We start from the raw sequence: 24,792 nt of genomic DNA, 5'->3' as shown, positions 1-24,792 counted from the left end.
CGCGCGTCGCCCCCTACGACGGCGTCTCGGCCAGGACCGCCACGTTGGCCGCCACGCGCTCGAGGAAGTGCCGCCTGCGCTCTACGCCGCCGATGCGCTCGGCCTTCTGCAGCAGCTCCTGTCGGGCGCGTGCCAGCGTGCGCCGCGCCTCCTCCTCCCGACCCGCCCGCCGACAGAGCACTCCGTGCACGAGCCGGATCTCGGTCTCGAAACCCTCCACGGCGCCCACCGCCTCCAGCACGGACACAGCGTCCGCCGAGGCCTCCAGCGCCTCGGCGAGCCTTCCCTGGCGGTCGAGCGCGCGCGCGAGGGCCATGAGCGCCGCGGCCCGCGCCGAGGGCATCTCGGCCTGACCCACGCTCTCGAGCGCCCGGCGCGCCAGCGTCTCGGCCACCGCGAGCTGCTCGCCCCCGAGCTCCGCCGCGGCGAGCGCCCCGTAGATCTGCGCGTCCACGGCCAGCCGAAGGTCCCCGATCTCCTGCGCCACGGCCTCCGCCTGGCGTTCGAGCGCGAGACTCGCCTCGGACCGGTCGGTGAGCCGCAGCACGTTGCCCAGGTTCGCCTCCGCCGAGGCGCGTGCGAGCGGCAGCTCCAGCTCGCGGCCGAGCTCAGCCGCCGCGGCGAGCGCCTCTGCCGCCTCGACGTACTCGCCGAGGTAGAGATGGAAGCACCCCAGGTTCCCGAGGCAGAACGACTCCTGGTAGCGGTTCCCCTGGCGACGGAAGACCTCGAGCGCGCGTCGCGACACCTCGAGCGCCCGCACGTAGTCTCCGAGCGTGCCGACGGTGACGCCGAGCTCGTAGGCCAGCTCGGCGGAGAGCGCGTCGAGCCCGGCGCCCTCGGCCACGCGCAAGGCCTCCTCGAAGAGCGGCTGGGCCTGCGCATGCTCGCTGCGATTGAAGTGGTACATGGCGAGCCAGCGCAACGAGCGACAGCGCGCCTCGGGGTCCCCGCGCTCCGCCGCCAGCGCCGCGGCCCCCTCGAGGGCCCGCTTCGCCTCGTCGTGAAGGCCCAGGTTCAACAGCGCGCGCCCGAGGCGGAGCAGGGCCTCGCTGCGCCGCCCCGCGTCGGCCAGCTCCTCGGCGAGCTCCACCATGCGCTCGGCGTCGGTGCGCTGCTCGGCCCAGCGACCCAGCGCGTTCAGCACGCGTTCGCGGCGAGCCAGCAGCTCGAAGAGGCGGGCCGGCGCTTCGCATAGCTCGATCGCCCGACCGTAGTGCTGCACGGCCGCCACGTACGCGGCCGCGCCGTAGGCCGCGTCGCCCGCGCGCCGCAGGTAGTCGCTCGCGCGCCCGCGGTCGCCCCCCAGATCGAGGTGCCGCCCGACGAGCGCGAGCTCCTCGGGCGAGCTCTCTCCCTGTCGCAAGAGCCAGTCGGCGATCTGCCGGTGCAGCGCCGTGCGCTGGGGCTCGGGGATCATGCGATACGCCACCTCGCGGGTCTGCTCGTGCAGGAAGCGATACTGCTGCTGTCCGCGGAAGCGGCTGCCGTGCTGCCGGAGGACCAGCTCGCGGCGGACGAGCGCCGAGAGGTCGAGGGGCGAGCACCCCGGCGCGAGCTCGCGCAGCAGCCCGTCCCAGAAGACGCGCCCGACGGCCGCCGCCAGGCGGAGAAGCTGCGCCTGGCTCGGTGGCAGGTGGTCGAGGCGCGCCTGGGTCACCGCCTCGATCCCCGGCGGGAGGTCGAGCTCCTCGGGCAGATCCATCAGGTCCCAGCTCTCGAGGCGCCGGACCAGCACCTTGCGCTCCTCGAGCGTGCGGAGGAGCTCCTCGACGTGGTACGGGTTCCCCTGCGCGTGGCGCATCACGAGCTGCACGAGCTCGGCGCAGGCCGCCGTGGGCCCCACCACGCGTTCGAGGAGCTCCGCGACCGCCGCATCCGACAGGGGGCCGACCTCGAGCCGGCTGCTCCGTGGCCCGTCGACGAGCGCCACCGGGTCGACGAGGAGCTCGGGACGGGCCAAAGCCACGATCAGCAGCGGCCGGTCCGCCAGGCGACGGTGGATCGTCCGCACCAGCTCGAGGCTCGGCGCGTCGCTCCACTGCAGGTTCTCCACCAGGAGGACGAGCGGCCGCAGGCGACTCAGCCGATCCACGAGCGACAACAAGAGCTCCGTGCTCTGGCGGGCCGCCGGCCGCTCCGTGAGCGTCGGCTCCTCCGCGTCATCCACGCCGAGCAGGCGCGAGAGCAGCTCGAGCTCGGCGGGCCTCTCCCGCCCCACGCCGGCGAGCAAGCTCCGCAACGCGACGCGCACGGCCTCCGAGTCCTCGTCGGGCCCGAGGTGCAGCTTGCTCCGCAGCGCGTCGGCGGCCACGCCGAAGGGGACGTCCACCGTCAGCGGGTGCGCCGTCCCCACCGCGCACAGCACCTCGGGGCGGCGCTGCTCCACCCGCGCCAGGAACTCGTAGGCCAGACGCGTCTTGCCGACCCCCGCGGGACCCGTCACGAGCACCAGCTCGGTGCGGCTCTCGGTGACGCTCCGCTCGAGCAGCTCCTCGAGGAACGCGAGCTCCTCGTGGCGACCGACCATCTCGGCCTCCGCGCCGAGCACCTCGCGCGGACGCACCCAGAGCCCCCCCTGGCGCTCCGAGGCGACCTCGTAGGTCGCCGTCGAGCCCCGCTGCCGCAGCTCGAAAAGTCCCCGCACGCGCCGGTAGGTCCCCTCACCGATCAAGACCCCGTGGATCGGCGCCTCCTCCTGCAGGTGCGAGGCGAGGTTCACCGTGTGCCCCATCACCGTGTACCGGCGAGGCGGACCCGCTCCCACGGGTCCCGCGATGACCGAGCCCGTGTTGATCCCCACCCGGAGCGACACCGCCGGCAGTCCCCGGGCCTGGAGCTCCTCGCGGAGCTGCGCCATCGCCCGCTGCATCGCGAGCCCCGCACGCACCGCGCGCACCGCGTCGTCACCGTAGGCGATCGGCGCCCCGAAGAGCGCCATCACGCCGTCGCCGATGTACTTGTCCACCGTCCCGCCGTGCTGCACCACCACCTGATAGATGCGCTCGAAGATCTGGTCCATCAGGGCCTTGATCGTCTCGAGCCGGTGCAGGGCGCTGAGCTTGGTGAAGTCCACCACGTCGGCGAAGGCCACGCTGACCGTGCGGATCTCGTCGGGGAGCTCGCCGCGCCGCGCGCTCCGCCCGTCGACCGCCCCGGCCTCAACCCCCGCGAGGAGCTCCCCGCAGGCGCCGCAATAGCGGTGGCCGCCCGGATTCGCGAAGCCGCAGCTTCCACACTCGCTTTCTCTGACGATCGCCACGTGGCCCTCATCGTTGCACGCCGCGGCGGCACCGTGTCAATGGAAGCCGCAGCGGCCGCGCTCGCCACGACCATCGGGCTCCTGCTATCCTGCGCGGACCATGCGCTCCGACCTCGGCCGACGCGCGGCCCCGGCCACCGCGCCGCCACCGAGCGCCCTCCTCCCCGAGCTCTGCGCGCTCTTCGCCGCCCTCCTCCTCGGGCTCGCCGACGCGCTCTTCCTGGCGACCTCCCCAACCCGCGAGGGGGCCGGACTCATTCCCGTCGCGCTCGCTACCATCTTCTTCACCGCGGCGCTCGCGGCCGTCGCGCTGCGGCTCGGCGCCTGGCTGACTCGCCTCGGACACGCCCCCTGGCTACGCGCGCTGACCCTCGCGCTCCTGGCGCTCCCCGTGACCCTGCCCGTCAGCTTCGCTCTCTTTCGCGGGACCGGTATCGCCGCGCGCCCGGTGGCGAGCTACGGGCCCTACCTCGCCGCGACGCTCCTCTTCGCCGCGACGCTCCTCGGCGCGCGCGCGACGCTGGCCCTCGCGCCCCGCCTCGAGCGCGCCCGCTGGCCTCTCGCCCCGCTCGCCACGGCTCCGCTCGCCGCAGCCCTGCTCGTCGGCCTCGCGGACCGCCGCCTCTACCCGAACCAGTACGAATACCTGCACTGGGTGCTGCTCCTCCTCACCACGCTCTGCCTGCTCGCCGGCGGCCTTCTGCTCTTTGCCCGGCTGCGTCCCACCGCCGTGCGGTGGCTCGCGCCCGCCGCGCTCGTCGCGTCGCTCGGCCCCTTCGTCTGGGCCGCCCTCCACGCGCTGCCCACCCACCGCGCGCGCCAGCTCTTCGCCGAGCGCACGCACGTGGCCGCCCGCCTGGTCGCCACGTACCGGAGTCTGCTCGACCTGGACCGCGACGGTCATTCCGTCGTCTTCGGCAACCGGGACTGCGACAACCACGACCCCTCGGTGCACCCCTTCGCCGAGGACCTCCCCGAGAACGGGCGCGACGAGGACTGCGACGGCGTGGACGCTCGCCGCCCGCCCCCGCCGCCGCGCACGGACCGCGTCACGGACCCCGCCGCGTACCGCCGGAGGCTCGCCGGGTGGCGCGCGCAGCCCGACTTCCGCCGGCACCTGGACCGCACGAAGGGGATGAACGTGGTCCTGCTGCTCGTCGACACGCTGAGAGCCGACGTGCTCCGCCCCTCCGCCGAGGCGCGCCGCAGCTACCCCCGGCTGACCGGACTCCTCGCGTCGGCCCAGTCGTTCGAGCGCGCCTTCTCTACTGGCGCAGGAACCGACATCGGCATGGCCACCGTGCTCACGGGCCAGCTCGACCCCTTCCGGGACGGGCACCCGACCCTCTTCGAGCGCTTTCAGCGCGGCGGCTACAGCACCTACGGCGTCTACCAGCGAGAGGTGGAGCGCTGGCTGGGGCGCCAGATCCGCTTCCAGAGGGGGCTCACGAAGCGCCACCTGGTGGTGAACGACCCCTACCGCCGCGACGTGGGGACGCAGGCCACCGCCGGCATGGTGGTAGACGCCGGGATCTCCTTTCTCGAGCAGCACCGCAGCGGTCCCTTCTTCCTCTGGCTGCACTTCTTCGACGTGCACGAGCACCATCAGATCGACCCCGCCACGCTCCCCGACCCCGCGGCGTACCGGGCGCGACGCGGCCTCCCTTTCTATCGCAGCCTGCTGCGCTACGTGGACGGCGAGATCGGACGCTTCCTCGACGCGCTCTCGCGGCGCGGGCTCGACGACCGCACCATCGTCGTGCTGGCCAGCGACCACGGCGAGGGTCTGGCTCAGGCGCCCCGCCTGCCGCTCCACCACGGCGACGTGCTCTTCAACCCGCTCATCCACGTTCCCCTCGGGATGCGTCTACCGGGCCTTCCCGGCCGCCGCCTCGCGGTGCCCGTCAGCCTCGCCGACCTCTATCCGTCGCTCGCCGACCTCTGCGGTCTCCCCTCCGGCGAGACCCACGGCCTCAGCCTGCTCCCCTACCTCTTCGGCCTGCGGCAGAACGAGCTCCGCTCGCTCGAGCGCCCGCTCCTGCTGAACGAGGTCAAGCAGCACGGGATCATCGTCTGGCCCTGGAAGCTGCTCGTCTGGCGGGACCAGGGGCTGGCCGAGCTCTACGACCTCGCCTCGGACTTCGGAGAGACGAGCAACCTGGTCGACGCGTTGCCCGACCGCGCGCGCTCCCTCTCGCGACTTCTGGGGAGCTACCAGCTCCCCGTCATCGACCGCCTGAGCGCGGTGCGCCGCCCTCGCTGAGGGGCCAGAGCGCCGAGAGGGCCAGCCCGCCGAGGAGCGCGAGCCCGACCCCCAGCGCGGTCGAGGCCCACGGCGTCCAGACGGCGTCGAGCGGCGGCGTGCGCCACGGAGCGCCCGACGCGCAGAGCAGGGCGAGCCCCGGCGCGAGGGAGGAGAGCGCGAGCAGCAGCGCGCGACGCGCGATCGTAAGCCCGAGGCGCGCGAGCCCCACGAGCTGCAACCCGAGCACGGGCAGCGCGACCAGGCTCGCCAGCAGGAGCTTGCCGGGCAGCGCAGGGTAGACGTAGGCCCGGGAGAGGGAGGGCGCACCGTAGACGAGCCAGACCGTCCCCGTCGCGCAAGCGAGGCTCCAGGGGAGCGCGAGAAGCGCGGCGAGACCGGCGCGTCTCACCCCCCGCAGCCCGCGGCGAAACGGCACGACGAGAAGCAGCGGCGCGAGGAGCCACGCCCACTCGGCGGCGCTCCGCTCGGGTGGAGCGGGAGGGAGCGGCGCCGGAGCCCCGGCCAGCAGCGCCTCGCGCGTGCGCCCCTCGGCACAGGGGGGCGGAGGCACGCCGAGCTGGCCGGCGAAGAGCGTCGCGAGCTCGGGGATGGCCGCCGCGCGCCGGGTGCCCGCCGGAAGCCCCGCTCCCACCGCGCAGGCCCGCACGTACCGCACCTCGCGCTCGAGGCCTCCGTGGCCCCCCTCTGCAAGGTGGCCGTGGTCGGAGAGGACGACCACCGTCTCACCGGTCCGTCGAGCAGCCGCGACCTGACCGACCACGCGGCCTGCGGCCTCCGCGGCCCATCGGTACTCCGGGGACGCGCCCCCGTGGAGGTGCCCCGCGCGGTCCACCGCCAGCAGGTGAACGAAGACGAGCGCGGCCGAGGAGGCAGAGGCGCGCGCCACCTCGCGTCGCATCACCGTCGGCGCGAAGAGCTCCCCCCGACGGGCGGGCGCCACGATCTGGGCGAAGGGGAACGAGGCGACTAGGTGCCGGTACCCCTCGGCCACCGCGATGGCCGTGCCTCCCGCAGCACGCACCACCTCGACGAGCGACGGCACGACGGGCTTCGCGAGCCCCTCTTCGCGAAAGAGAACCCCCGTGCGCTGCTGCCACGCCCCGGTCCACAGGGCGTGCTGGACCGGCAAGGAGATCGAGGGAAAGCCGACGTCGAGGTCGAGCGAGAGACCCCGGTCGCAGAGAGAGCGCAGCTCGGGCAGCGCATCGGCCGCGGCAAGCGAGAGCCCGTCCACGAGCACCACGCGCAGCCGCCCGAGGAGCGCGGGTGGGGTAGCCGGATCGACGGAGCGGCAGGAGACCACCCGGGGCGGGCCGTCGCGAAACCAGCTCCGGACGTAGAGGCGCCGCATCCAGTACACGCCGCCGGCCAGCGCGAGGAGGGCCAGCGCCACACGCACGCTCCCCCACCACCTCCGGGTCGACGGGAAGGGACTCGGTGCGCTCTCCGGGGTCATCGACGCGCGGTCTCCTGGTGCGGCGCTGCTGCGCTCCTCGAGCCTATCCGATCGCGCGAAAGCGAGCGCGCCGCCCTCCGCCCTTCAACGGGGTTCGAACTCTCCCGGTCGGGCCCCCCGCCCCTCGGCAAACCGGCCGGCCTGTGACACACTGGAGGTGAGACCGCCACCCATGTCGCGCTCAGATCGTCCGCCGGGCGGGGCGCCACCTCCGCCGACCGCGCCGAAACCTTCCGCGCCGCTGCTCCGGCACCGCGAGCTGCACGTCATCACCGTGGAGGATCTCAAGCCCGTGCGTCCCGGGGCGGCGAAGACTCCATCGGCCGCGCTCCCCGGGAGCCCCGACGCGATCCTCGAGCTCCCCACGCGTCCCTGGCTTGGACCGAGCGACGGCGCGCCCGTCGGCAGCGCCGCGGCCCCGACCGCGCCCGAGACCACGCTCCCCGAGCTGCAAGGGCTGCCGGTGACCGATCCCGACGGCCCGGCGGCGCCACCGCCCGAGGACGCCGAAGCTCCCCTCGGCCCCGCGGCTCGACCGCCGCTCGCCGCGTTCGCGCCCCCTCCGGTGGCCGTTCCGACCGACGAGGAGCGGGTCGCCCTGCCCCGGGCCCCCGTCGAGGCCCTTGTCGGCCCACCGCCCCGCGACTGGGGCAAGGGCCTCGCCATCGCTGGCCTCGTGACAGCGCTCGTGGGCGGAGCCGCCGCAGTGGCGGTCTGGGTTCTGCGCGAGCCGCCGGCATCCGTCGAGAGCGCGCTGCCGGGCGGTGCGACGCTCGACGCGGGCCCCGCGACGGACGACGTGGGTGCGCCCCCGAGTGCAGGCGAGGTGACCGCTCCGCACGACCCTGGCGCCACCGGAGGCGCTGCCCCTCCCGAGGCAGCGGAATCGGATGAGGCGGACGCGCCCCCCGTCGTCCCCGGCGCGCGCGGGCCCCGCCCCACCGCCCGGCCGGGAGGTCGCCCGAAGGCCGCGCACGGGCCGCGCGGCCGGAAGACCGCAGGTCAGGCCGCGCACCGCGGTTCCACGCCGCCGCACCGAGGAACCGAGCACCGCCCCTCGCAGGTCGACCTTAAGGACCCGTTCGGCGCGGGCGCGCCGCGAAGGCGTTGATCGGACAACCGTGCGGGACGGAGAAGGGCCGGGCTCTCAGCGGCGCTTCGCGCGCTCGAACTCCAGCAGCCGACGCAAACCCTCGTCCACGCCGACGACCGGCGCATACCCGAGCTCGCTGCGCGCCCGACCGATGTCCGCGACGGAAGCCCGGATGTCGCCGGCCCGCGCCTCGCGGTGCTCCACCTGCAGGGGGCGGCCCGCCAGGCGACCCAGAATCGCCACGAGCTCGTTCAGCGAGGTGCGCTCCCCACACCCCACGTTGAAGCAGCGCCCCCGCGCGGCCGGGACCGTCGCCGCGAGGAGGTTCGCGTCCACCACGTTCTGCACGTAGACGAAGTCGCGACACTGCTCGCCATCCCCGAAGACGAGCGCCGTCGCGCCGGTGAGCGCGCGGTCCACGAACACGCTGATCACCCCCGAGTAGGGGGAGCGCGGGTCCTGCCGCGGCCCGAAGACGTTGAAGTAGCGCAGAGAGACCGTCTCGACGCCGTAGATCTGGTTGAACACGCCCAGGTAGTACTCGCCGGTGATCTTCTCCACGCCGTAGGGCGAGACCGGGGCGGGGGCCATCTCTTCGACCTTCGGCAGCCTCGGATCCTCGCCGTAGACCGCCGCCGAGCAGGCGAACATCACCCGCCGCACGCCGCACGCTCGAGCCGCCTGGAGCACGTTGAAGGTCCCCTGGATGTTCACGTCGTGCGATTCCTGCGGGTGCTCCACCGAGTACGGGACCGAGACGATCGCCGCCTGATGGAAGACCAGCTCGCACCCGGTCGCCAGCTCGGAGAGCCGCGCCGCATCGCGGATATCCCCTTCGACGAAGCGCAGCCGGCGCTCCACGGAGGCCAGGTTCGCTCGATGTCCGCTGCTCAGGTTGTCGAGCACCACCACCTCGTGGCCGTCTCCCACGAGCCGTTCCGCCAGGTGGGAACCGATGAAGCCGGCCCCTCCAGTCACCAAGACCTTCACGCGTGCGCCTCCTCGTCGTCGAACGTTGCTCTCTCGGTCCGTCGCCCGCGTCCACCGCGTCGCCCCGCTGCCGACGGATTCGCCCCATGATAGCGGCCCCCGGCCTCGCGGCACCAGCGTCTTGCTCGCCCGCGCGGCTCGCGCGTATCATCAGAGACTACTCTCGTCATCATGCACGCGTGGCTACAAAGGGAACCGGGGCTCCACCGCCTTCGCGACGAGGCTCGTCGGCTGGCTCGCCGCGCGCGCGCCGCGTGGTGGATCATCCTGCCGGTAGCCGTCCTCGGCGCCGCAGCCGTGGCCTGGCTCGACGCCCGGCGCGTTCCGAGGCACACCGCGCGCATCGCCTTCCGCCTCGAGGAGGAGCGGCTCCGCGGTCGGGCCGAGATCCTGTCGCGTCGCGACCTGGAGAGCTACCTCGTCCACGGCCTCCTCACCAAGCAGCGTCTCCTCGAGGTGATGCGGCGACGGGGCCTCCTCGGCGCACAGCAGCTCGCGGACCCCACGACCGCGCTCGAGGCGATGAGCCGCAACCTGAAGGTCGAGATCTTCCGCGACTACTTCCTCGATGAGGAGATCCCCGAGGAGGCCCCCCGCTCCGCTCGCATCACGCTCCACTTCACCGCGTCCGCGCCGCAGCTCGCGCTCGACGTCGTGCGCGACATCGGCCAGGTCCTGCTCGAGCAGAAGGCCGCCGCCCGCAAGAGCTTCGCCGAGGCCCTGGTCCGAACGGCCGCGCGCGTGGCGGAGCGCGAACGCGCCGCGCTGGGGCAACTACGAAAGGAGCGCACCCGCCGCGTGGCCGAGCTGGCCCAGCTCCCCGCCGACGGAGGAGTCGCGAGCCACCGCCTTCGGACCGACGTGGCGCACCTCACCTCCGAGATCGACGCGGCGGAACAGCAGGTTCGCGAGGCGGAGCGTCGCCTCGCCGCCGCGCAGCTCGGGGCCGGGCTGGAGCGCCAGCGCCTCACCCTGCAGCTCCACCCCATGGACGACGGGATCGTGGACCGGCCGTGGCTCACGCGGCGCGAATCGCACGTGCTCTTCGGTCTCGGAGCGTTTTTCGGGCTGCTCTTCGCGGGCGCCGTGGCCGCCGGGCTCCTCGACACGCGGGTCTACCTGACCGAGGATCTCCGCCGGCTCGGCCTCGGGACGGCCGGTCACCTCCCCCCGTTCAAGGGCATGGACCGGCACGCCCGTCTGCTGCAGATCATCCAGGAGCCGGAAGGAAGGCGCATATGATAGGATCCGTGTATTCATGAGCCTGCAGGCAGCCAGTGCGTGGCATGAGGGCCAGCGAGCCGACCAGCTCCTCAGGACCTGGCTCACCGTCAGGCGCAGTCTCCGTCACTGGTGGATCGCCCTGGTCCTCGCCGCCCTGGGCACGATCGGCGGCGGCCTGGTGGCGCGGCGGCTGAAACCCACCTTCGTCTCCGAGACGAGCTTCCTCTACCGCGACGTCACGCAGACGGCCGCCCTCGGGGCGGTGGAGCAGGAGCGCATCTCCACCCAGCTCATCGGGCCCCGCCTGAAGGAGCTGCTCCTGGCGCGGCCCCGGCTCCACGCCCTGATGGCCAAGCATGGCCTGCACGGCGACCTGCTCGCGCGAGGGGCGACCGAGGAGGCGATCGAGCTCTTCCGCAAGAACGTCAGCTTCACCGTCCAGGGGGGCGACATCTTTCGCGTGGCCTACAGCGGACCGGCGCCGCAGGTGGCGCAGGCGGTGACGCGCGAGCTGGCGGAGTCCGTGATCGAGGACGACCTTCGCCTGCGGCACGAACAGACCACCGGCCGCATGCGCTTCCTCGAGGGCGAGCGCCGCCGCGCGGAGCTGGAGCTCCGCCGCAAGGAAGAGGGGGTCGCACGCTTTCTGGCCAAGCACCCCGAGTTCGCCCTGGAGACGCAGGCCGGCAGCGGCGACGGTTCGGGGGGCCTCGGCGCGTCGATCCGCGTCGCGCGTCGCGAACAGGAGAAGGGGGCCGATCGCACCACGCTAGCCTTGCAGCGGCAGGCGGAGCGCATCCGCCGGCAGCTCGGCGGCGGACGGGCGAGTGGCGGTCGAGAAGATCCGCAGCTCGCCTCGGTGCGCGACGCGGCCCGCGACGAGCTGGCGGAGGCCGAGCGCACGCTGGCGAGCCGCCGGACCCAGTTCACGGAGATGCACCCCGACGTGCGGGCGGCGAAGGCGCGACTGGCGGCCGCCCGCGCGGCGTACGAGCGGGTCAAGCGGGCCATGGCCGCGGGGACGAAGGCGGTCCTTCCGACGGCGAGCCCCGAGGAGCTGCGGCGTCAGCTCGCGCAGCTCGAGGAGCAGATCGCCGGCCGCAAGTCCCGCACGCCGAAGAGCGTGAAGGCCGCGCGCGACGACGAGCAGGTCAAGGGCATCGTAGCCCTCGAAGTGGAGTGGACCCGATTGAACCGCGACGCCACGGAGGCCCGAGCCCGCTACGCCCTGCTGGAGAGCAGCCAGTTTCGCGCCTCGCTCGCCGCCAGCTCGGACGTCAGCGGCGAGTCCGCGCAGCGCGCGATCATCGACGGTGCGAATCTGCCGAGCAAGCCCACGGGGCTGGCGCCCAAGCTGATCCTCGCGCTCTCCGCGGCGGGGGGATTCCTCCTCGGGTTCTTGATCATGCTGGGCCTGGCGCTGGTGGACGACCGCATCTGCTACCGCGCGGACGTGTCGCGTCTCGAGCTCGCACCGCTGCTCGTGGCGGTGCCCCGCACGCCGCTGCGCCGCAAGCCGCACGCCGCCGCACCGAAGGCCGCGCGCCGGGGAGGAGGGATCGGTGAGTGACCCACGCGTGAAACGTCCGCGAGAGCAGCCCCCGCACCAGGACGGGTCGGGGGGACGACCTCCGGTGGAGCCACCGGGACGCGGGCAGGTCGCGTCGCCGCACACGACCCCCTACGCCCGCCAGTTCGCCGGGTCGCAGATGAACGAGATGACCAACGTCGCCGGCAGCGTGGGCGGCTCCGCGTGGGACGCGGAGGAGGGCGGGCTTCACGGCGCGCGAACCTCGCTCACCACCCCCGTCGGCGCTGGCCCCGTGCCGCCCGTGGACTGGTCCGACGAGAGCGCGGCTCCCCGCCCGCTCCCCGCCACGCGCGAGCGCGCGGCACCCCCGCGTCGCCCGAGCGGCGGCCACGATGCGGCGACGCCGGCTCAGGCCCCCAAGGCCGCAGCGCCGGCCGTCGCCCCGCCGCGCGAGCCGATCCCGACCGCCCCGCCCCGCCCGGCCGGGCTCGACGCGCTCCCCACCGACTTCATGAACCGCACGGTGATCGTTTCGAGCCGCGCGACCCGCGTGGCCGACGGGAGCGAGGTGCAGGAGGCGAGCAGCGAGCCCCGCTCGGCGCCTGAGCCGGCGGAGATGGTCCGCATCCAGGTACAGGACGGCGGCGCGTCGCTGCGGGACCGGCGACTCTTCGTCTTCCTCGACCCCGAGTCACCGCAAGCCGCGGCCTTCCGCGTGCTGCGCCACCGCCTCGTAGAGCGCGGCGACCCGCGCACGGTGGTGGTCACGAGCGCCCTGCCCGGCGAGGGGAAGACCACCTGCGCGGCGAACCTCGCCGCGGCGATGTCCGAATGCGGCAGGGCCCGCGTGCTGCTCGTGGACGGTCATCAGCGCGCCCCGGGGCTGGCTGGCATCTTCGGCATCCCCTCCCCGCCCTGTTTTCTGCAGCAGGCGCTGGCGCAGAAGGAGCGGCCCGGACGCCCGTGGTCCATCTTGCAGGTGGGCTCGCCGTGGCTGCACATGGCGGCGGTGGCGCCGGGCTCTCCCGAGCGAAAAGGGATCTTCGACGGTCGCGCCTTCGAGATCGCCCTCGATCAGCTCAAGCGCCTCCCGTACGACCACATCGTCATCGACGCCCCACCGGTGCTCGGGAACGCCGACGTGAACCTGATGCAGGACGCGGCCGACGGCGTGCTCTTCGCGCTGTGGGCCAGACGGTCGAGGGGACGCCACCTGCGCCAGGCCATCGACCAGCTGACCACCGCTCGCCTGCTCGGCGTCGCCCTGCTCCAGGCCTAGACCTCGGTGCGCGCCGCCCCGCTCGCCGTCGACGCCGCGCCGCTACCGAGACCCTGGCCGAGTCACGCCGTGCGCGCCGGATGCATCAGCGTGGCGCAGCAGCTCCGCGCGGCGGGATGGCAGTGCGTCGGCCTCTGCCCGGCGAACGCGCGCGTCTGCGTCGCGCCGGCGATGCTCCTGCTCGCCCATGCGCTAGTGGATGTGAGCGACCAGCCGGTGGCCGCGATCGACCCCGACGTGAGCGGCGCCTTCATCGAGCCCACCGGCGCCGCCCCCTTCGGACCGCCGGACTCGTTGCTCACCGTCGTGGAGTGCGGCCCGAAGCTGCGGGCCATCGTCCCCCGCGCCGCCGGACCGGCCGGAGCCGCCGGACCGCAGCTTCGTCTGGCGCTGCACCACGCTCGCCCGCACTTCGCGCACCTGCTCGCCGACCTGTCCTCGTTCTTCCGGCTGGGCGACCACCTGAACGCGATGGAGCTCCTCGATGCGATCGTGATCGTGGCGCGCGCGGGTCACGTCACGGAGGACCAGCTCCTCCGGCTGCGCTACGACCTCCGCGTCGCGCCGAGCATCAGCGTCCTGCTCATCGGGTAGGCGAGTCAGCGCCCGGTGCGGTGCCAGAACATCACGAGCGGCGTCATGACGATGATCCGGAGGTCGGTCCGGACGAACTCCCAGAAATCCTCGAGGACGACCGAGTAGGCGAAGTCGTAGAGCATCTTCGTCCGCATGTCGTCGGCCACCGAGTCGTCGATGCCGTCGATCTCGAACGGATTGATGAGCGTGCGCTTCAGCTCGGCGAGCTCGCTGTCCTGCGCGAGACGCCCGGAGTACGAGAGGCTGACCTGCGCCAGCCCGGTGAGCCCCGGCTTCACGCCGCGCATCCGCTCCTCGAAGAACGGGATCGTCAGGGCCAGGTTCCGCAAGAGCTCCGGGCGCTCGGGGCGTGGCCCCACCAGGCTCATGTCCCCCCGCAGCACGTTGTAGAGCTGCGGCAGCTCGTCGAGCCGCGTCTTGCGCAGCACGCGACCGACGGAGGTGATGCGCGGATCTCCCTGCTTGGCCAGCGTGGCCCCGCTCTTCGCCTCGGCGTCCACCACCATGGTGCGGAACTTGTAGACCCAGAACTCGCCGAAGCTGCCGTCCCCGGCACCGCTCAGCATCCCCGCCCGTCGCTGCCGGTAGAAGACGGGGCCCCGGGACGAGGCGCGGATCGCGGCGGCGATGACCCCTGCTACCGGCGCCGCGGCCACGAGGGCCGCCCCGCCGACGGCCAGGTCCAGGATGCGCTTGGCAATGCGAACCGACGGAATCATCGCGATGGGCTACGGTTGCTGGTCAGTATGACGGTCGCGGCCCTGACAGGTCAAGCTTCCCGCCCGTCGGGCCCAGCGCGCTCAGCCCCGCCGCACGAGCTCCGCGTGGATCGCGTCGAACCGGGCCACGGCCGCGCGCCAGGTGTAGACGTCCACCACCTTGGCGCGCCCCGCCACCCCCAGGCGTCGTCGCCTTTCCGGGTCGCGCAAGAGCTCGACCACGCGTCGGGCAAAGAACGCCGGCTCGTCGGCGAGCAGGATGTCCTCGTCGTCGGTGACGTCGAGCCCCTCGGCGCCGATGCGGGTCGAGACGATCGCCTTGCCCATCGCCATCGCCTCGAGGATCTTGATGCGCGTTCCGCCGCCGATCCTGAGCGGCACCACGTAGACCTGTCCGCGCGCCACGTAGGGCCGGATGTCCGGCACCGTCCCCGTGAGCTCGACCCCCGGCGTGGCCTCGGCCAGCCGCTTGAGCGCCGCCGTGGGCTGCCGTCCCACGACCCACACCTTGACCGCCGGCTCCTGCTGGCGCACGAGCGGGAGGATCTCCTTCACGAAGTACGAGATCCCGTCCTCGTTGGGTAGCCAGTCCATGGACCCGGTGAAGACCAGGTCCGTCCCCTCGGCGGGCGTCTCCATCGGGTGGAAGTAATCCACGTCCACGCCGTTCGGGATGGTGGAGGTGGTCGTCACCCCGTACTCGCTGGCCAGCGTCTCGCGGTCCTGGTCCGAGACCATGATGCTGTGATGGAAGCTCTTGGAGGCGGCCTCCTCGTACTGGCGGAGCTTGAGCCACTGCAGGTGATAGAGGGCCCTCGCGAGCGGGTTCGTCTCCTGCTCGAAGCGCCGGCGCGCGATCACCGCCTCTACGTTGTGCTGGGAGAGGATCTTCGGGAAGAAGGCCACGTTCATCATGTTGCGCGTGGTGTGCAGGAAGTCGCACACCAGCACCTGCGGCTCGACCTCTGCCACGAGCCGGCGGATGGCCCGCTCCATCGCCGGCGCGTAGTGCCGCGCCACGCTGAAGGGGAGCGAAGAGACCATGTTCCGCGCGAGCTGAAAGAGGTAGCGCGGACTCCCCCGCGGAGGGTCGGCCCAGGGGACGGTCTCGACCCGGGCCGCGATCGCGCGCAGCCGGTCGAGGTCTTCCGGCGCGTCCGCTTCCCGACGGAAGCAGACCACGCTCACCTCGTGCCGGCGAGCCAGCTCCTCGAGCAGCTTCGAGGACCGGATCTTTCCCCCGGTGTCGGCCGGATAGGGCACCTGCCCGGTGTGAAAGAGGATGCGCATGGGTCGAGCCCTCCTCGCCGCTGCGCTACGCCCCGGCCCGCCGTCGGCCGATGTAGACCAGGTACGGGCTGAAGAAGGCGGTCTCGTAGCCGCCGAAGCCCGCGCGAATCAGCGCGGCGTCGAGCCCCATCTGGGCCACCCGGCGCGCGTGGGTGAAGAGGGTCTTGAGCGGCGTGTCCCGGTTGTCGAGCACCTTGAGGTTGTAGGTCCCCGCGTAGCCGCAATAGAGCGGCTCGAGCTCCGGGTGCGCGAAGGCCTGGCGAAACCCCTCGAGCGTCATCAGGTCCAGGTTGTGGACCTCGAAGAGGCTCGGGTCCATGAGCCGCATCAGCACGCCGCCCATCCCCCTGAAGTTGGGGATGTCGATGGCCACGTACCCGCCGGGGCGCACGAGGTTGACGTGCAAGCCGACCACGTGCGCCGGATCGCCGAAGTGCTCGATGAAGCCGTCCGAAAAGGCCACGTCGAAGGCCCCGGCGTACTGGCGCTGAAACGCGTCGGAGAAGAAGTCCTGGTGGATGACCTGGGCGGGGTCGATGCCGTGCTCCGCGAAGAGTCGCCGGTTCAGCTCGACGCCGTGCTCGGTGTATTCCACCCCGTAGACCTGATAGCCCTGGTTGCGGCGAAAGGTGATCAGGTTGTGCCCGGGGGCGCTGCCCACCTCCACCAGCTTGTACTGGCTCCCCCGCGGCAGGTACCGCGGCATGAGCATGTTCCAGACGAAGTGGTTGGCATACGATCGCTCGAGCTCGTGGAACGCCCGATAGAGCGCCGTCTGCTTCAGTCGCGCCTTCAGCGAGCGGCCGGCCGCACCCTCGTCGACCGCGCGCTGGCGACCGGCGTACGAATCGTCCCAGAACTTCTCCTCCGTCAGCCGCTCCATCGCTCGAGCATCTCCTCTTCCGCCGGGGCGGCCAGTATAGCACGCACGCCGGTTCTGACACCGCATGGTGGGCGCGCGAGCGCCTGTGGTACGATGAGCGGAACCTTCGCATCGGACCAACGTCAGGCCCCCATCGTGTCGCTCGCCACCAGCGCTGCTCGCGGCGCCCTCTGGACGATAGCCCTCGGTATCGCGACCCGTGCACTCGGCCTGGTGAGCACCTTGCTCATCACGCGCTACGTGTCGCCGGGGGACTATGGCGAGCTCTCGGTGGCCGTCGTGCTGGTCTACACCACCGACGTGCTCTCTCGCTTCGGCCTCTTCCAGTACTTCCTGGCCAAGCCGGAGGCCGACCGCGCCGACATCTTCCACGCCACGGTCTACAACCTGGTGCTGATCCTCCTCGGGGCGGGGCTGCTCTTCGCCTTCCGCTGGCCCCTCGGGCCCCTCTTCGACGCGCCGAGGATGGCCCTCTATCTGCCGGGGCTCGCGCTGGCCGTGGTCATCGAGCGCTTCACGCTCGGGCCCGCGCGCATCCTCTGGCGCGACCTACGCTACGGCACGGTCCGTCTCTCCTCGGCCGCCGGCGACGTCGTCTACAGCATCGTGACCATCGGCTTCGCCATGGCGGGCTGGGGGGCCACCTCGGTGGTGCTCGGCAACATCGCGCGCGCCCTGGTGGTGCTGCTGCTGATCGTTCGCGCCGCGGACCGACGCGAGTGGCTGTCGCCGACGCCGCTGCGCTGGGAGCCCACGCGCCGGCTCTTCGCCTTCGGCCTCCCTCTCTCGGTGGGAAGCATCGCCAGCTTCGCCTCGCGCCGCTGGGACAACCTGGTCATCTCCCGGGTCTTCGGCCCGGCCGCGGTGGGACTCTACAACCTGGCCTACAACCTCGCGGAGCTGCCCGCGAGCTACCTCGGCGAGGAGATGGCGGTCGTGCTGCTCCCCGCCTTCGCGCGGCTCAGCCCCGATCGGCGGGCGGCGAGCCTCGTCCGCTCGACCGCGCTGCTCGCCCTGGTCGTCGCGCCGGCCGCCGCGGGCCTGGCCGCCGTGTCCGACACCCTCGTCTCGCTGCTCTTCGACGCGCGCTGGGTCGGCCTGGCGCCGCTCGTGGCCGTACTCGCCCTCTCGGCCTTCGGCCGCGTCGCCGCCTCCACCGTCGTGTCGTACCTCCCGGTGCGCGACCGGCCGGGCGCCGTGATGTGGCTCGAGATCTTCAAGGTGGCCACGCTTCTCGCCGGGATCGCCCTCTCGGCGCGGCTGGGCCTCATCTGGGCCTGCGGGGCCGTGGTGCTGGCCTTCACCCTGCACGCCCTCGCGGGGATGTGGGTCGTCGCCCGCCTGGACGGGATCTCGATGCTGGGCCTGGTGGGTGCCGCGGTCCGTCCGCTCCTCGCGGCGGGTCCCATGGTCGCGGCCGTCTTCGGCGTGAAGCGCGGGCTGGCCGCCGTCGGCCTCACGAGCCGACTCCTCTCGCTCTCCGCGCAGATCGCCACGGGCGGCCTGGTCTACGTCGCCCTCGCGCTCGTCCTCGTGCGAGGCACGGCCCTGGACCTGCTGCGCGTGGTGCGGGACGCGCTCTCCCGGCGGCGCGGCAAGACCGAGGTTGCGACGACGACGCCCCCCGCGAGCGAGGCCACCGACTCCGCCGCAGAAGGGAAAGGAACATGAACCGGCTGACTCTCCTCGTCCTCCTGGCGACCCTCGCTCCGGGCTGCCACAACGCCCGCGACACCGACCCCGACGGCGGCGGCCCGACGGAGACCGGGACGAACGACCCGGCCCCCGCCCCACGGATCGCCCTCGACTACGACTATCGAGGGCTGCGCCTCGGGCAAGCGCTGGAGCTCCGCGGCGAAGCGTCGTGCGCGGGCTCGTGGGCTCCGTGCTCCTACGAGTGGGCGCTCGGCAACGGCCAGACGGCGACGGGGCTCACCCCGGGAAAGGTCTCCTTCACCAAGGTCGGGTTCTACCTCCCCACCTTGACGGCCGTCAGCGCGCGCGGAACGCGGCACTCGGCGCAGGCGCACCTCGCCGCGTGGGACGGCACCTTCCGCGACGACTTCAACCGACCGGCGCTGGACCTGGATCAGCGCGGCTGGCGCAAACCCGACGAGGAGACGAAGTGGACCCTCGAGCAGGACCGACTGACCTGCGAGACCGCCCTCCACCGCCCGGGTTCCTCGTCGCTCACGGCGTGGCCCGAAGCGCGCGACGTGCGCGTGGAGGTCACCGTGCGGCGCAACCCCGACCCCACCTTCGACCGCTGGACGGACGTCATCCTGCGCCTCCATCCCACGAAGCGCTCCCGCAGCTTCTACCGCGTGCGCCTCTGGGAGGAGACGGCGCCGAACAACGGCATCGAGCTGGCCGTCTTCAAGATCGAGGAGACGTCGGAGACCCAGCACGGCGTGCTGATCAGCGACCCGACCCAGGCCTGGAGCACGAAGGCGGAGCGCTGCAAGAGCTGCGCGTACCGAGAGGGCTACCCGAGGGGCGAGGACATCCGCGTCGTGGTGTCTCTCGTGGGCAGCGAATTCGAGCTCTCGGCGAGCAGCCCGACGCAACCCTCCACGCCGGGGCTGACGCAGAAGTTCAAGGACCCCTCCCCGGCCCCCCACCTCTACGCCGGGCACGTCGGCCTCGCGCTCTTCGAAGGCAAGGCGCAGTTCGACGATTTCTCCTACCGCAGCCTCGACCCGTAGGAGCCCTAGCCCTACCTACGGCACGTACACCACGTCGCCGGAGACGAGCACCAGGTCCTGGTCGGGCCTGCGTCCCGAGGCGATCGCCCGGTAGTCGATCGGGATGCGCACCGCCTTGCCCCCCGGCTTCTTGCGGACGATCACGATGCGCTCGGCCGCGGCGAAGCGGTTCACGTCCCCCGCCATCCCCAGCGCCTCCATGATCGTGACGTAGCGCCGCGGGTTGAACATCCCAGGACGGTCCACGTTCCCCATCACCGTGAAGGAGTAGCTGTGGATCTCTCCCACGGAGACCGTGACGACGGCGCTCGTCTCCTTGAGGTACGGGACCAGCCGCTCCGTGATCTCCTCGCGGAGCTCGGCCACGGTGCGCCCCGCGGCCTTCACGTCGCCGATGAGCGGCATGCTCACGGTGCCGTCCAGGCGCACCCGCATGTTCGTGGACAGGTCGGGGTTCTTCCAGACACTCACGGTCAGCTCGTCGCCCGCCCCCACGACGAACTCCTTGCGGCGAGGGTCCGGCTCGGCGCCGTAGTTGTAGTGGGGCAAGGTCGTCGGGCACGCGGTCATCCCGGCGAGCGCGAATGCCAGCAGCAGGGCTCTCCTCACGGCAGCTTCCTCGTCATCGGTTGGTCCAAGCTCCCCCACACTACCGTGGGCCGCCCGAGATCGCCACGCCGCGCGTGGTCCAGGTCAGCCCGGCGATCAAGGCCCCGTTGATCAGGGCCAGCAGGCCGAAGTCCCGCCCCTCCATGCGCACCCGCCACGCAGGATCGTGTCCGGTCGTGCAGAGGTAGAACGCCCCGCACAGCCCTAGCTGCAGCCAGAAGAGCACGTCGTAGGACATGGAGAGGAAGAGCGAGCCAATCATCAGGCCCCCCATCGCCGTGACCAGCGCCAGGCTCCAGGTCGCGGCGGGAGCGCCCTCCTCGCGGTTCCGGTAGCGACGCACCCCGGAGAGCACCATCTTGAAGGTCACGTACACCACCCCGCTCCACAGGAAGGCCCCCGGCAGGCCCAGCTCCGAGAGCACGAGCAGGTACGAGTTGTGGGCGGTCATGTAGTAGTGCGCGACGAACTGACCGAACCCGACGCCGACCAGCGGGGACGAGGCGAACATCTGCATCCCCATGGCCAGGATCTCGTGCCGCTCGGTGGACGACGCCGCAGCGTCGGGGCGACTGGCGAGCACGAAGATCACCATCGGCGCGAAGAGCCCTACCGCCGCCACCAGCCCTCTCCAGCCGTACCACCGCCAGACGTAGATCCCGAGCGTCGCCGCGAGGACCATGATCCCCGAGCGCGAACGCGTGAAGTACACGCAGGCCACCGCGACCACCAGGAAGAGGGCCAGCAGGATTGTGCGGCTCAGAGTGCGTCGGAGCTCCCAGAGCGCCACGAAGAGCGGCACGGCCATCCCGACGCCCAGCGCGAGCTTGTTCGGGTCGAGCAGCAGGCCGGGGTAGCGCACGCGCCCGTGCGCGACCGACGAGATCCCGAGCAACCCGACGCGTTCGCAGACGTACTCCACGTCGGGCTGGACCTCGCAGTCCACGCGCCGGACGCACGGGCGTCCGTCGGGGACCGCGAAGAGCGAGCCGTGGGGCGAGACGTCCTTGACCACCAGGCACCCGAAGGGCGAGAGCCCCTGGTGGATCATCAGCAGGCAGACGATCGAGATCGACCCCACGAGCGTGCCGGTGAGGAGGTGCAGCCCCGTGAAGGACTGCACTCCCTCGACGATCACCGCGAAGACGCTGAGCGGCGTGATCATCGACGAAAGCGCTCCACCGAGCGCGCGCGGGGCCCTGATGAGGAGCGTGAGGATGGACCAGAGGACGAGGGCGACCACCCACCGCACCTGCGGCGTGCGCTGCAGGCGGGTGATGCGCAGACGAACGTCCAGCAGCACGCCGACGACGGCCAGCCCGCTGAACGCCTCGTACAGCGGCGCGTTCCGAATCGCCTCGATGAAGCTGTGCGGCCGGAGGTAGATGGTCACGATCAGGGCCAAGAGCCCTGCGATACTGAACATGTTTTCCCTGGCTGCCTCAGGATGTCAGTCGGCGCGGGTCCGCGTCAAGGCGAGACGCTCGCGGCGCCGCTTCGAGACGCCTCGCCGCGCCCCTCCCCCGAGGTGCCGACGCCCCAACTTACCCCCTCCGGTCGATCGTGGTAGAGTGCCCTTGTCGCGGTACCTTCGGATCGAGAGGGTGCGCATGGTGGAAGTTAAGCAGGAATTCCGGGGCAAGACGGTGCTCCTGTCGCTCCGGGGCGAGCTGACGGTGTCGAGCCGCCATCAGCTCAACCAGCTCGTTCAAGAACTCGTCGACGGTAACCACGTGCGCGTGATCGTCGACCTGCACGAGCTGACGCTCATCGACAGCGCCGGGGTCGCGGTCCTGGTCTCGCTCTTCAAGAAGGTCCGGCCTCGGGGCGGTGACGTGAAGCTCGTCCGGCTGGTGAACCAGCCTCGCGAGGTCTTCGTGCTCCTCTCGCTCGACCGGGCGTTCCCCCTCTTCGACAGCCTCGAAGCCGCCGAGGCGGCCTTCGCCTAGTCATCTGCGTTCGCGCACGTGCCCAAGCTCATCACGCTAGGCGGAGCCACCCGACGGACGGAGCATCCGTTCGAGGACGTGTGCCTGCTCGGACGAACGGCCCAGTGCCTGGTCTACCTGGGCGACCTCTCCGTCTCGCGCGAGCACGCGCGCATCGTCAAGGTCCCGGACGGCTACCAGATCGAAGACCTCGGCAGCGGCAACGGGACCTTCGTCAACGGCCAGCGCGCCACGCGGCGCATGCTCGCCGACGGCGACGAGGTGATGGTCGGGAACTTCCTCTTCCGCTTCGAGGCCGACGCCGCGCCCAAGAAGATGCTGCAGAACGTGTTGACGGTGGTTCCGGACGACCACGGCGCGCTGATCGCCACCATGACCGAGGCGAAGCTGGCCCTCGCGCCGCCGGGCCTCGAGCGCCTGCAGACCAAGTCCCAGATGGAGACGGAGCTGGCGCAGGCCTACCGCATGCTGGAGGCCACCTACGCCGTGACCTCCGCCATCGCATCGATCCTCGAGCCCGAGAAGCTCTTCAACACGATCCTCGAGTCGCTCTTCAACGTCTTTCCGAACGCGGCGCGCGGGTTCATCCTGCTGCTCGACGAGCGCCAGCAGCTCGTGCCGGCGGCGATCCTGCAGCGGCGCGCCACGATGGCGACGGAGGGGCTCACCATCTCGCAGACCGTGGTGGCGGAGGTGCTGGGGGGCGGGCAATCGGTGCTCAGCCAGGGGGCGGGAGCGGACCGCACCGGCGCGGTGTCTCGCATCTGCGCCCCGCTCGTCGCGCGCGGGCAGACGCTCGGGATCCTGCACATCGAGGGGAAGCGCGGCATGCCCTCGTTCTCCAACGCCGAGCTGCAGCTCCTCACGGGGATCGCGACCCAGGCCGGGATCGCCATCGCCAACGCGCAGCTTCACCAGCAGCTGATGAGCCAGCAGCGGCTCGAGATGGACCTGCGCTTCGCGCGCCGGGTCCAGGAGAGCTTCCTCCCCTTCGGCCCCCCGGAGGTGCCGGGGTACCTCTTCGACCGCAACTACCAGCCGCTCTACTGGGTGGGAGGCGACTTCTACGACTTCATCACCACCTCGAGCGACCGCGTCGGGGTGGTGATCGGCGACGTGACGGGCAAGGGCGTGAGCGCGGCGCTCCTGATGGCGCGCCTGACCTCGGACATCCGCCACTACTCGACGGCGGAGGCGAGCCCCGCCTCGGTCCTCGGCTGGCTCAACGAGAACCTCTTGCTGACCGGCCAGGACGACATGTTCGCCACCGTCCTCTACCTGGTCCTCGACCCTGCGACGGGGGTCGTGACCTTCTGCAACGCGGGCCACCTGCGACCGCTCCTGCGCCAGGTGGACGGCGAGGTGATCGAGCTCGAGGGCCCCTCCAACATGGCGGTGGGCGTGCTGCCCGACCAGGACTTCCAGGAGCAGTCGCTCGAGCTCCTGCCCGGCGAGTGCATCCTCCTCTGCACCGACGGCGTGGCGGAGGCGAAGAACAGCGCCCAGGACGAGTTCGGCATGCACCGGACCGGTCGCGCCTTCGCGGCGAGCCCTCCGGAGCACGCCATCGCGTCGGTCCTGCGCGAGCTACAGCGCCACGCCGGCACCGAGTCCCAGTACGATGACATCACCCTGGTCTCGATCCTGCGCCACGAGTGAGCGGGCGCGCGGTCGTTGTCGCCCTTCGCGGCGTCGGAGCCTGAGCATGCGATCCCCCGTTCCGGTGATGGTCCTCGGCAACCCCTCCGTCACGCAGCTCGGCGTGCTTCGCTGCTACGGCCGTCACGGGCTGGCTCTGGTGCAGGTCGGCTTCGAAGGGGGCCACCCCTCGCCCTCGCGCTACGGGGGCGAGCACCGCACCGTCGGCTCCATCGACCGGCCGGAGACGCAAGAGGAGCTCGCGGCGCTGGTGCTGGAGGTGGGCCGCCGGCTCGGCGCCCCGGTCTTCGTGGTTCCGACCTGCGACCGCACCGCGGTGGCGACGTCGCGCCTTCAGGCCGAGCTCGGAGGCGACCGCTGCCTCGCCCCCTTGCCCGGCCCGGAGCTCGTGTCGGCGCTGGTCTTCAAGGATGAGTTCGCCGAGCTCCTGCGTCGGCATCCCATCGCGCACCCTCTTACCGTGCCCCTGACTCCCACGCTCTCGCTGGAGGAGGTCCGCGCCGAGCTCGCGCCGCCGTGCATCATCAAGCCGGCCAACTCCCCGGCCTTCTGGGAGCGCTACCAGCGCAAGTGCTTCTTCGCCGAGGACGAGGCGCAGCTCGCGCGCTACGTCGAGCTCTGCCAGCGAGAGGGGATCCGGGCCGTGGTGCAGGAGCGCATCCCGAACCCCGCGCTCTATTGCTATGCCACCTACCTCACGCGCGACGGCACAGCCCTCGCCTCGGTCGGCTTTCACAAGCGACGCCAGTGGCCGGTGGACTTCGGCGTGGGCTCGCTGGTGGAGACGCGGCAGGAGGCGGCGCTCATCGCCGAGGGCAACGACTTCCTGCGACGCATTGGCCACCAGGGCCTCGCGGAGCTCGAGTTCGCGCTCGACCCGCGGGACGGGGTGCAGAAGCTCATCGAGGTGAACGCGCGCCCGATCATGCAGAACCGCCTGGCGGCCGCCGCGGGGTGCGACCTGGAGTGGCTGGCCTACTCCGACCTGGTCCTCGGCGAGAGACCAGCGCTGCACGAGCCCACCGAGGGCGTGCGGTGGCTGGGCCTCGACAGCGACCTCGTGGCCGCGGCGACGCTCTTCCGGCGGGGCCAACTCCCGGTGCTCGACTGGCTGCGCTCCTTCGCCGGGGTCAGGGTCGAGGCCTTCTTCGCCCCGGACGACCCCGCCCCCTTTCTGCGCCGGTGGGGCGACCTCGGCTGGCACCTGGCGAAGACGATGCCCCAGCGCCTCGCGGGTCGCTATCGGGGGGTCGGGAGCGCGGGCGACGACGCCTAGCGCC

The 24,792-nt window shown here is 72.0% G+C and carries 19 protein-coding genes; 11 read left to right on the top strand and 8 right to left on the bottom strand.

The features are described 5' to 3' along the window. Window positions 1–13 precede the first annotated feature (13 nt). On the bottom strand, window positions 14–3,262 hold the full coding sequence (locus IT371_12365; GenBank protein ID MCC6748448.1) for an AAA family ATPase: 3,249 nt from the start codon (window positions 3,260–3,262) through the stop codon (window positions 14–16). 100 nt (window positions 3,263–3,362) lie between these two features. Between IT371_12365 and IT371_12360 the strand changes: the two genes are divergently transcribed. Further along, window positions 3,363–5,525, top strand: a complete 2,163-nt coding sequence (locus tag IT371_12360) for a sulfatase-like hydrolase/transferase (protein ID MCC6748447.1) — start codon at window positions 3,363–3,365, stop codon at window positions 5,523–5,525. Here the strand turns inward: IT371_12360 and IT371_12355 are convergent. Further along, window positions 5,488–6,984 carry an alkaline phosphatase family protein gene (locus IT371_12355; GenBank protein MCC6748446.1) on the bottom strand — a complete coding sequence of 499 codons (1,497 nt, stop codon included), beginning with the start codon at window positions 6,982–6,984 and terminating at the stop codon, window positions 5,488–5,490. The genes IT371_12360 and IT371_12355 overlap by 38 nt on opposite strands. A gap of 172 nt (window positions 6,985–7,156) precedes the next feature. On the opposite strand from IT371_12355, the gene IT371_12350 reads away from it, so the two are divergent. After that, complete coding sequence (locus tag IT371_12350; GenBank protein MCC6748445.1) at window positions 7,157–8,095, top strand: hypothetical protein; 939 nt, start codon at window positions 7,157–7,159, stop codon at window positions 8,093–8,095. Window positions 8,096–8,131: 36 nt separating this feature from the next. Here IT371_12350 and IT371_12345 read toward each other — a convergent pair whose 3' ends face one another. Then, window positions 8,132–9,067 (bottom strand): SDR family oxidoreductase, encoded by a 936-nt coding sequence (locus IT371_12345; protein MCC6748444.1) that lies wholly within the window; start codon window positions 9,065–9,067, stop codon window positions 8,132–8,134. Window positions 9,068–9,238: 171 nt separating this feature from the next. Here IT371_12345 and IT371_12340 point away from each other — a divergent pair, with 171 nt between their 5' ends. The 4 genes from IT371_12340 (at window position 9,239) to IT371_12325 (ending at window position 13,695) form a co-directional block, all read left to right on the top strand. After that, entirely contained in the window at window positions 9,239–10,309 is a 1,071-nt protein-coding gene (locus IT371_12340) for a hypothetical protein (protein ID MCC6748443.1), read from the top strand. Between the two features lie 16 nt (window positions 10,310–10,325). After that, the gene (locus IT371_12335) at window positions 10,326–11,861 is read left to right on the top strand and encodes a hypothetical protein (protein MCC6748442.1); all 1,536 of its coding nucleotides are present in this window, start codon (window positions 10,326–10,328) and stop codon (window positions 11,859–11,861) included. After that, window positions 11,854–13,101: a hypothetical protein gene (locus IT371_12330; GenBank protein ID MCC6748441.1), complete on the top strand. Its 1,248-nt coding sequence runs from the start codon at window positions 11,854–11,856 to the stop codon at window positions 13,099–13,101. Before IT371_12335 ends, IT371_12330 begins: the two co-directional genes overlap by 8 nt. A 69-nt stretch (window positions 13,102–13,170) precedes the next feature. Beyond that, on the top strand, window positions 13,171–13,695 hold the full coding sequence (locus IT371_12325; GenBank protein MCC6748440.1) for a hypothetical protein: 525 nt from the start codon (window positions 13,171–13,173) through the stop codon (window positions 13,693–13,695). 5 nt (window positions 13,696–13,700) lie between these two features. Here the strand turns inward: IT371_12325 and IT371_12320 are convergent, their stop codons facing one another. The 3 genes from IT371_12320 to IT371_12310 form a co-directional block, all read right to left on the bottom strand. After that, window positions 13,701–14,417 (bottom strand): sugar transferase, encoded by a 717-nt coding sequence (locus IT371_12320; GenBank protein ID MCC6748439.1) that lies wholly within the window; start codon window positions 14,415–14,417, stop codon window positions 13,701–13,703. Window positions 14,418–14,498: 81 nt separating this feature from the next. Continuing rightward, a complete protein-coding gene (locus IT371_12315) occupies window positions 14,499–15,707 on the bottom strand; it encodes a glycosyltransferase (protein ID MCC6748438.1) in 1,209 nt (402 codons plus the stop codon). Window positions 15,708–15,732: 25 nt separating this feature from the next. Then, window positions 15,733–16,590 carry a class I SAM-dependent methyltransferase gene (locus IT371_12310; protein ID MCC6748437.1) on the bottom strand — a complete coding sequence of 286 codons (858 nt, stop codon included), beginning with the start codon at window positions 16,588–16,590 and terminating at the stop codon, window positions 15,733–15,735. Between the two features lie 213 nt (window positions 16,591–16,803). Between IT371_12310 and IT371_12305 the strand changes: the two genes are divergently transcribed. Both IT371_12305 and IT371_12300 read left to right on the top strand, forming a co-directional pair. Next, complete coding sequence (locus tag IT371_12305; protein MCC6748436.1) at window positions 16,804–18,261, top strand: oligosaccharide flippase family protein; 1,458 nt, start codon at window positions 16,804–16,806, stop codon at window positions 18,259–18,261. Next, window positions 18,258–19,295, top strand: a complete 1,038-nt coding sequence (locus IT371_12300) for a PKD domain-containing protein (GenBank protein MCC6748435.1) — start codon at window positions 18,258–18,260, stop codon at window positions 19,293–19,295. The genes IT371_12305 and IT371_12300 overlap by 4 nt, the downstream gene beginning before the upstream one ends. A 15-nt stretch (window positions 19,296–19,310) precedes the next feature. Here IT371_12300 and IT371_12295 read toward each other — a convergent pair whose 3' ends face one another. Then, complete coding sequence (locus IT371_12295; GenBank protein MCC6748434.1) at window positions 19,311–19,904, bottom strand: polysaccharide biosynthesis/export family protein; 594 nt, start codon at window positions 19,902–19,904, stop codon at window positions 19,311–19,313. Window positions 19,905–19,944: 40 nt separating this feature from the next. Then, window positions 19,945–21,330, bottom strand: coding sequence for an O-antigen ligase family protein (locus tag IT371_12290; GenBank protein ID MCC6748433.1), 1,386 nt, complete (start codon window positions 21,328–21,330; stop codon window positions 19,945–19,947). A gap of 184 nt (window positions 21,331–21,514) precedes the next feature. Between IT371_12290 and IT371_12285 the strand changes: the two genes are divergently transcribed. The 3 genes from IT371_12285 to IT371_12275 are packed head-to-tail and all read left to right on the top strand — an operon-like array spanning window position 21,515 to window position 24,788. Further along, complete coding sequence (locus tag IT371_12285) at window positions 21,515–21,853, top strand: STAS domain-containing protein (protein ID MCC6748432.1); 339 nt, start codon at window positions 21,515–21,517, stop codon at window positions 21,851–21,853. A gap of 18 nt (window positions 21,854–21,871) precedes the next feature. Beyond that, window positions 21,872–23,512, top strand: a complete 1,641-nt coding sequence (locus IT371_12280; GenBank protein MCC6748431.1) for a SpoIIE family protein phosphatase — start codon at window positions 21,872–21,874, stop codon at window positions 23,510–23,512. A gap of 46 nt (window positions 23,513–23,558) precedes the next feature. Next, window positions 23,559–24,788 carry a hypothetical protein gene (locus tag IT371_12275; GenBank protein ID MCC6748430.1) on the top strand — a complete coding sequence of 410 codons (1,230 nt, stop codon included), beginning with the start codon at window positions 23,559–23,561 and terminating at the stop codon, window positions 24,786–24,788. The last annotated feature ends 4 nt before the right edge of the window (window positions 24,789–24,792 follow it).

It is taken from the genome of Deltaproteobacteria bacterium (genome assembly GCA_020848905.1).
In the GTDB taxonomy this organism is placed as follows: Bacteria; Myxococcota_A; Polyangia.
This window is presented reverse-complemented; position numbering and strand designations above follow the sequence as displayed.

What these genes read in the sequence shown, in the direction of transcription:
- IT371_12360 (MCC6748447.1), top strand. Translation starts at nt 3,363, where the DNA reads ATGCGCTCCGACCTCGGCCGACGCGCGGCCCCGGCCACCGCGCCGCCA.
- IT371_12355 (MCC6748446.1), bottom strand. Translation starts at nt 6,984, where the DNA reads ATGACCCCGGAGAGCGCACCGAGTCCCTTCCCGTCGACCCGGAGGTGG.
- IT371_12350 (MCC6748445.1), top strand. Translation starts at nt 7,157, where the DNA reads ATGTCGCGCTCAGATCGTCCGCCGGGCGGGGCGCCACCTCCGCCGACC.
- IT371_12340 (MCC6748443.1), top strand. Translation starts at nt 9,239, where the DNA reads ATGCACGCGTGGCTACAAAGGGAACCGGGGCTCCACCGCCTTCGCGAC.
- IT371_12335 (MCC6748442.1), top strand. Translation starts at nt 10,326, where the DNA reads ATGAGCCTGCAGGCAGCCAGTGCGTGGCATGAGGGCCAGCGAGCCGAC.
- IT371_12320 (MCC6748439.1), bottom strand. Translation starts at nt 14,417, where the DNA reads ATGATTCCGTCGGTTCGCATTGCCAAGCGCATCCTGGACCTGGCCGTC.
- IT371_12315 (MCC6748438.1), bottom strand. Translation starts at nt 15,707, where the DNA reads ATGCGCATCCTCTTTCACACCGGGCAGGTGCCCTATCCGGCCGACACC.
- IT371_12310 (MCC6748437.1), bottom strand. Translation starts at nt 16,590, where the DNA reads ATGGAGCGGCTGACGGAGGAGAAGTTCTGGGACGATTCGTACGCCGGT.
- IT371_12300 (MCC6748435.1), top strand. Translation starts at nt 18,258, where the DNA reads ATGAACCGGCTGACTCTCCTCGTCCTCCTGGCGACCCTCGCTCCGGGC.
- IT371_12290 (MCC6748433.1), bottom strand. Translation starts at nt 21,330, where the DNA reads ATGTTCAGTATCGCAGGGCTCTTGGCCCTGATCGTGACCATCTACCTC.
- IT371_12285 (MCC6748432.1), top strand. Translation starts at nt 21,515, where the DNA reads ATGGTGGAAGTTAAGCAGGAATTCCGGGGCAAGACGGTGCTCCTGTCG.
- IT371_12275 (MCC6748430.1), top strand. Translation starts at nt 23,559, where the DNA reads ATGCGATCCCCCGTTCCGGTGATGGTCCTCGGCAACCCCTCCGTCACG.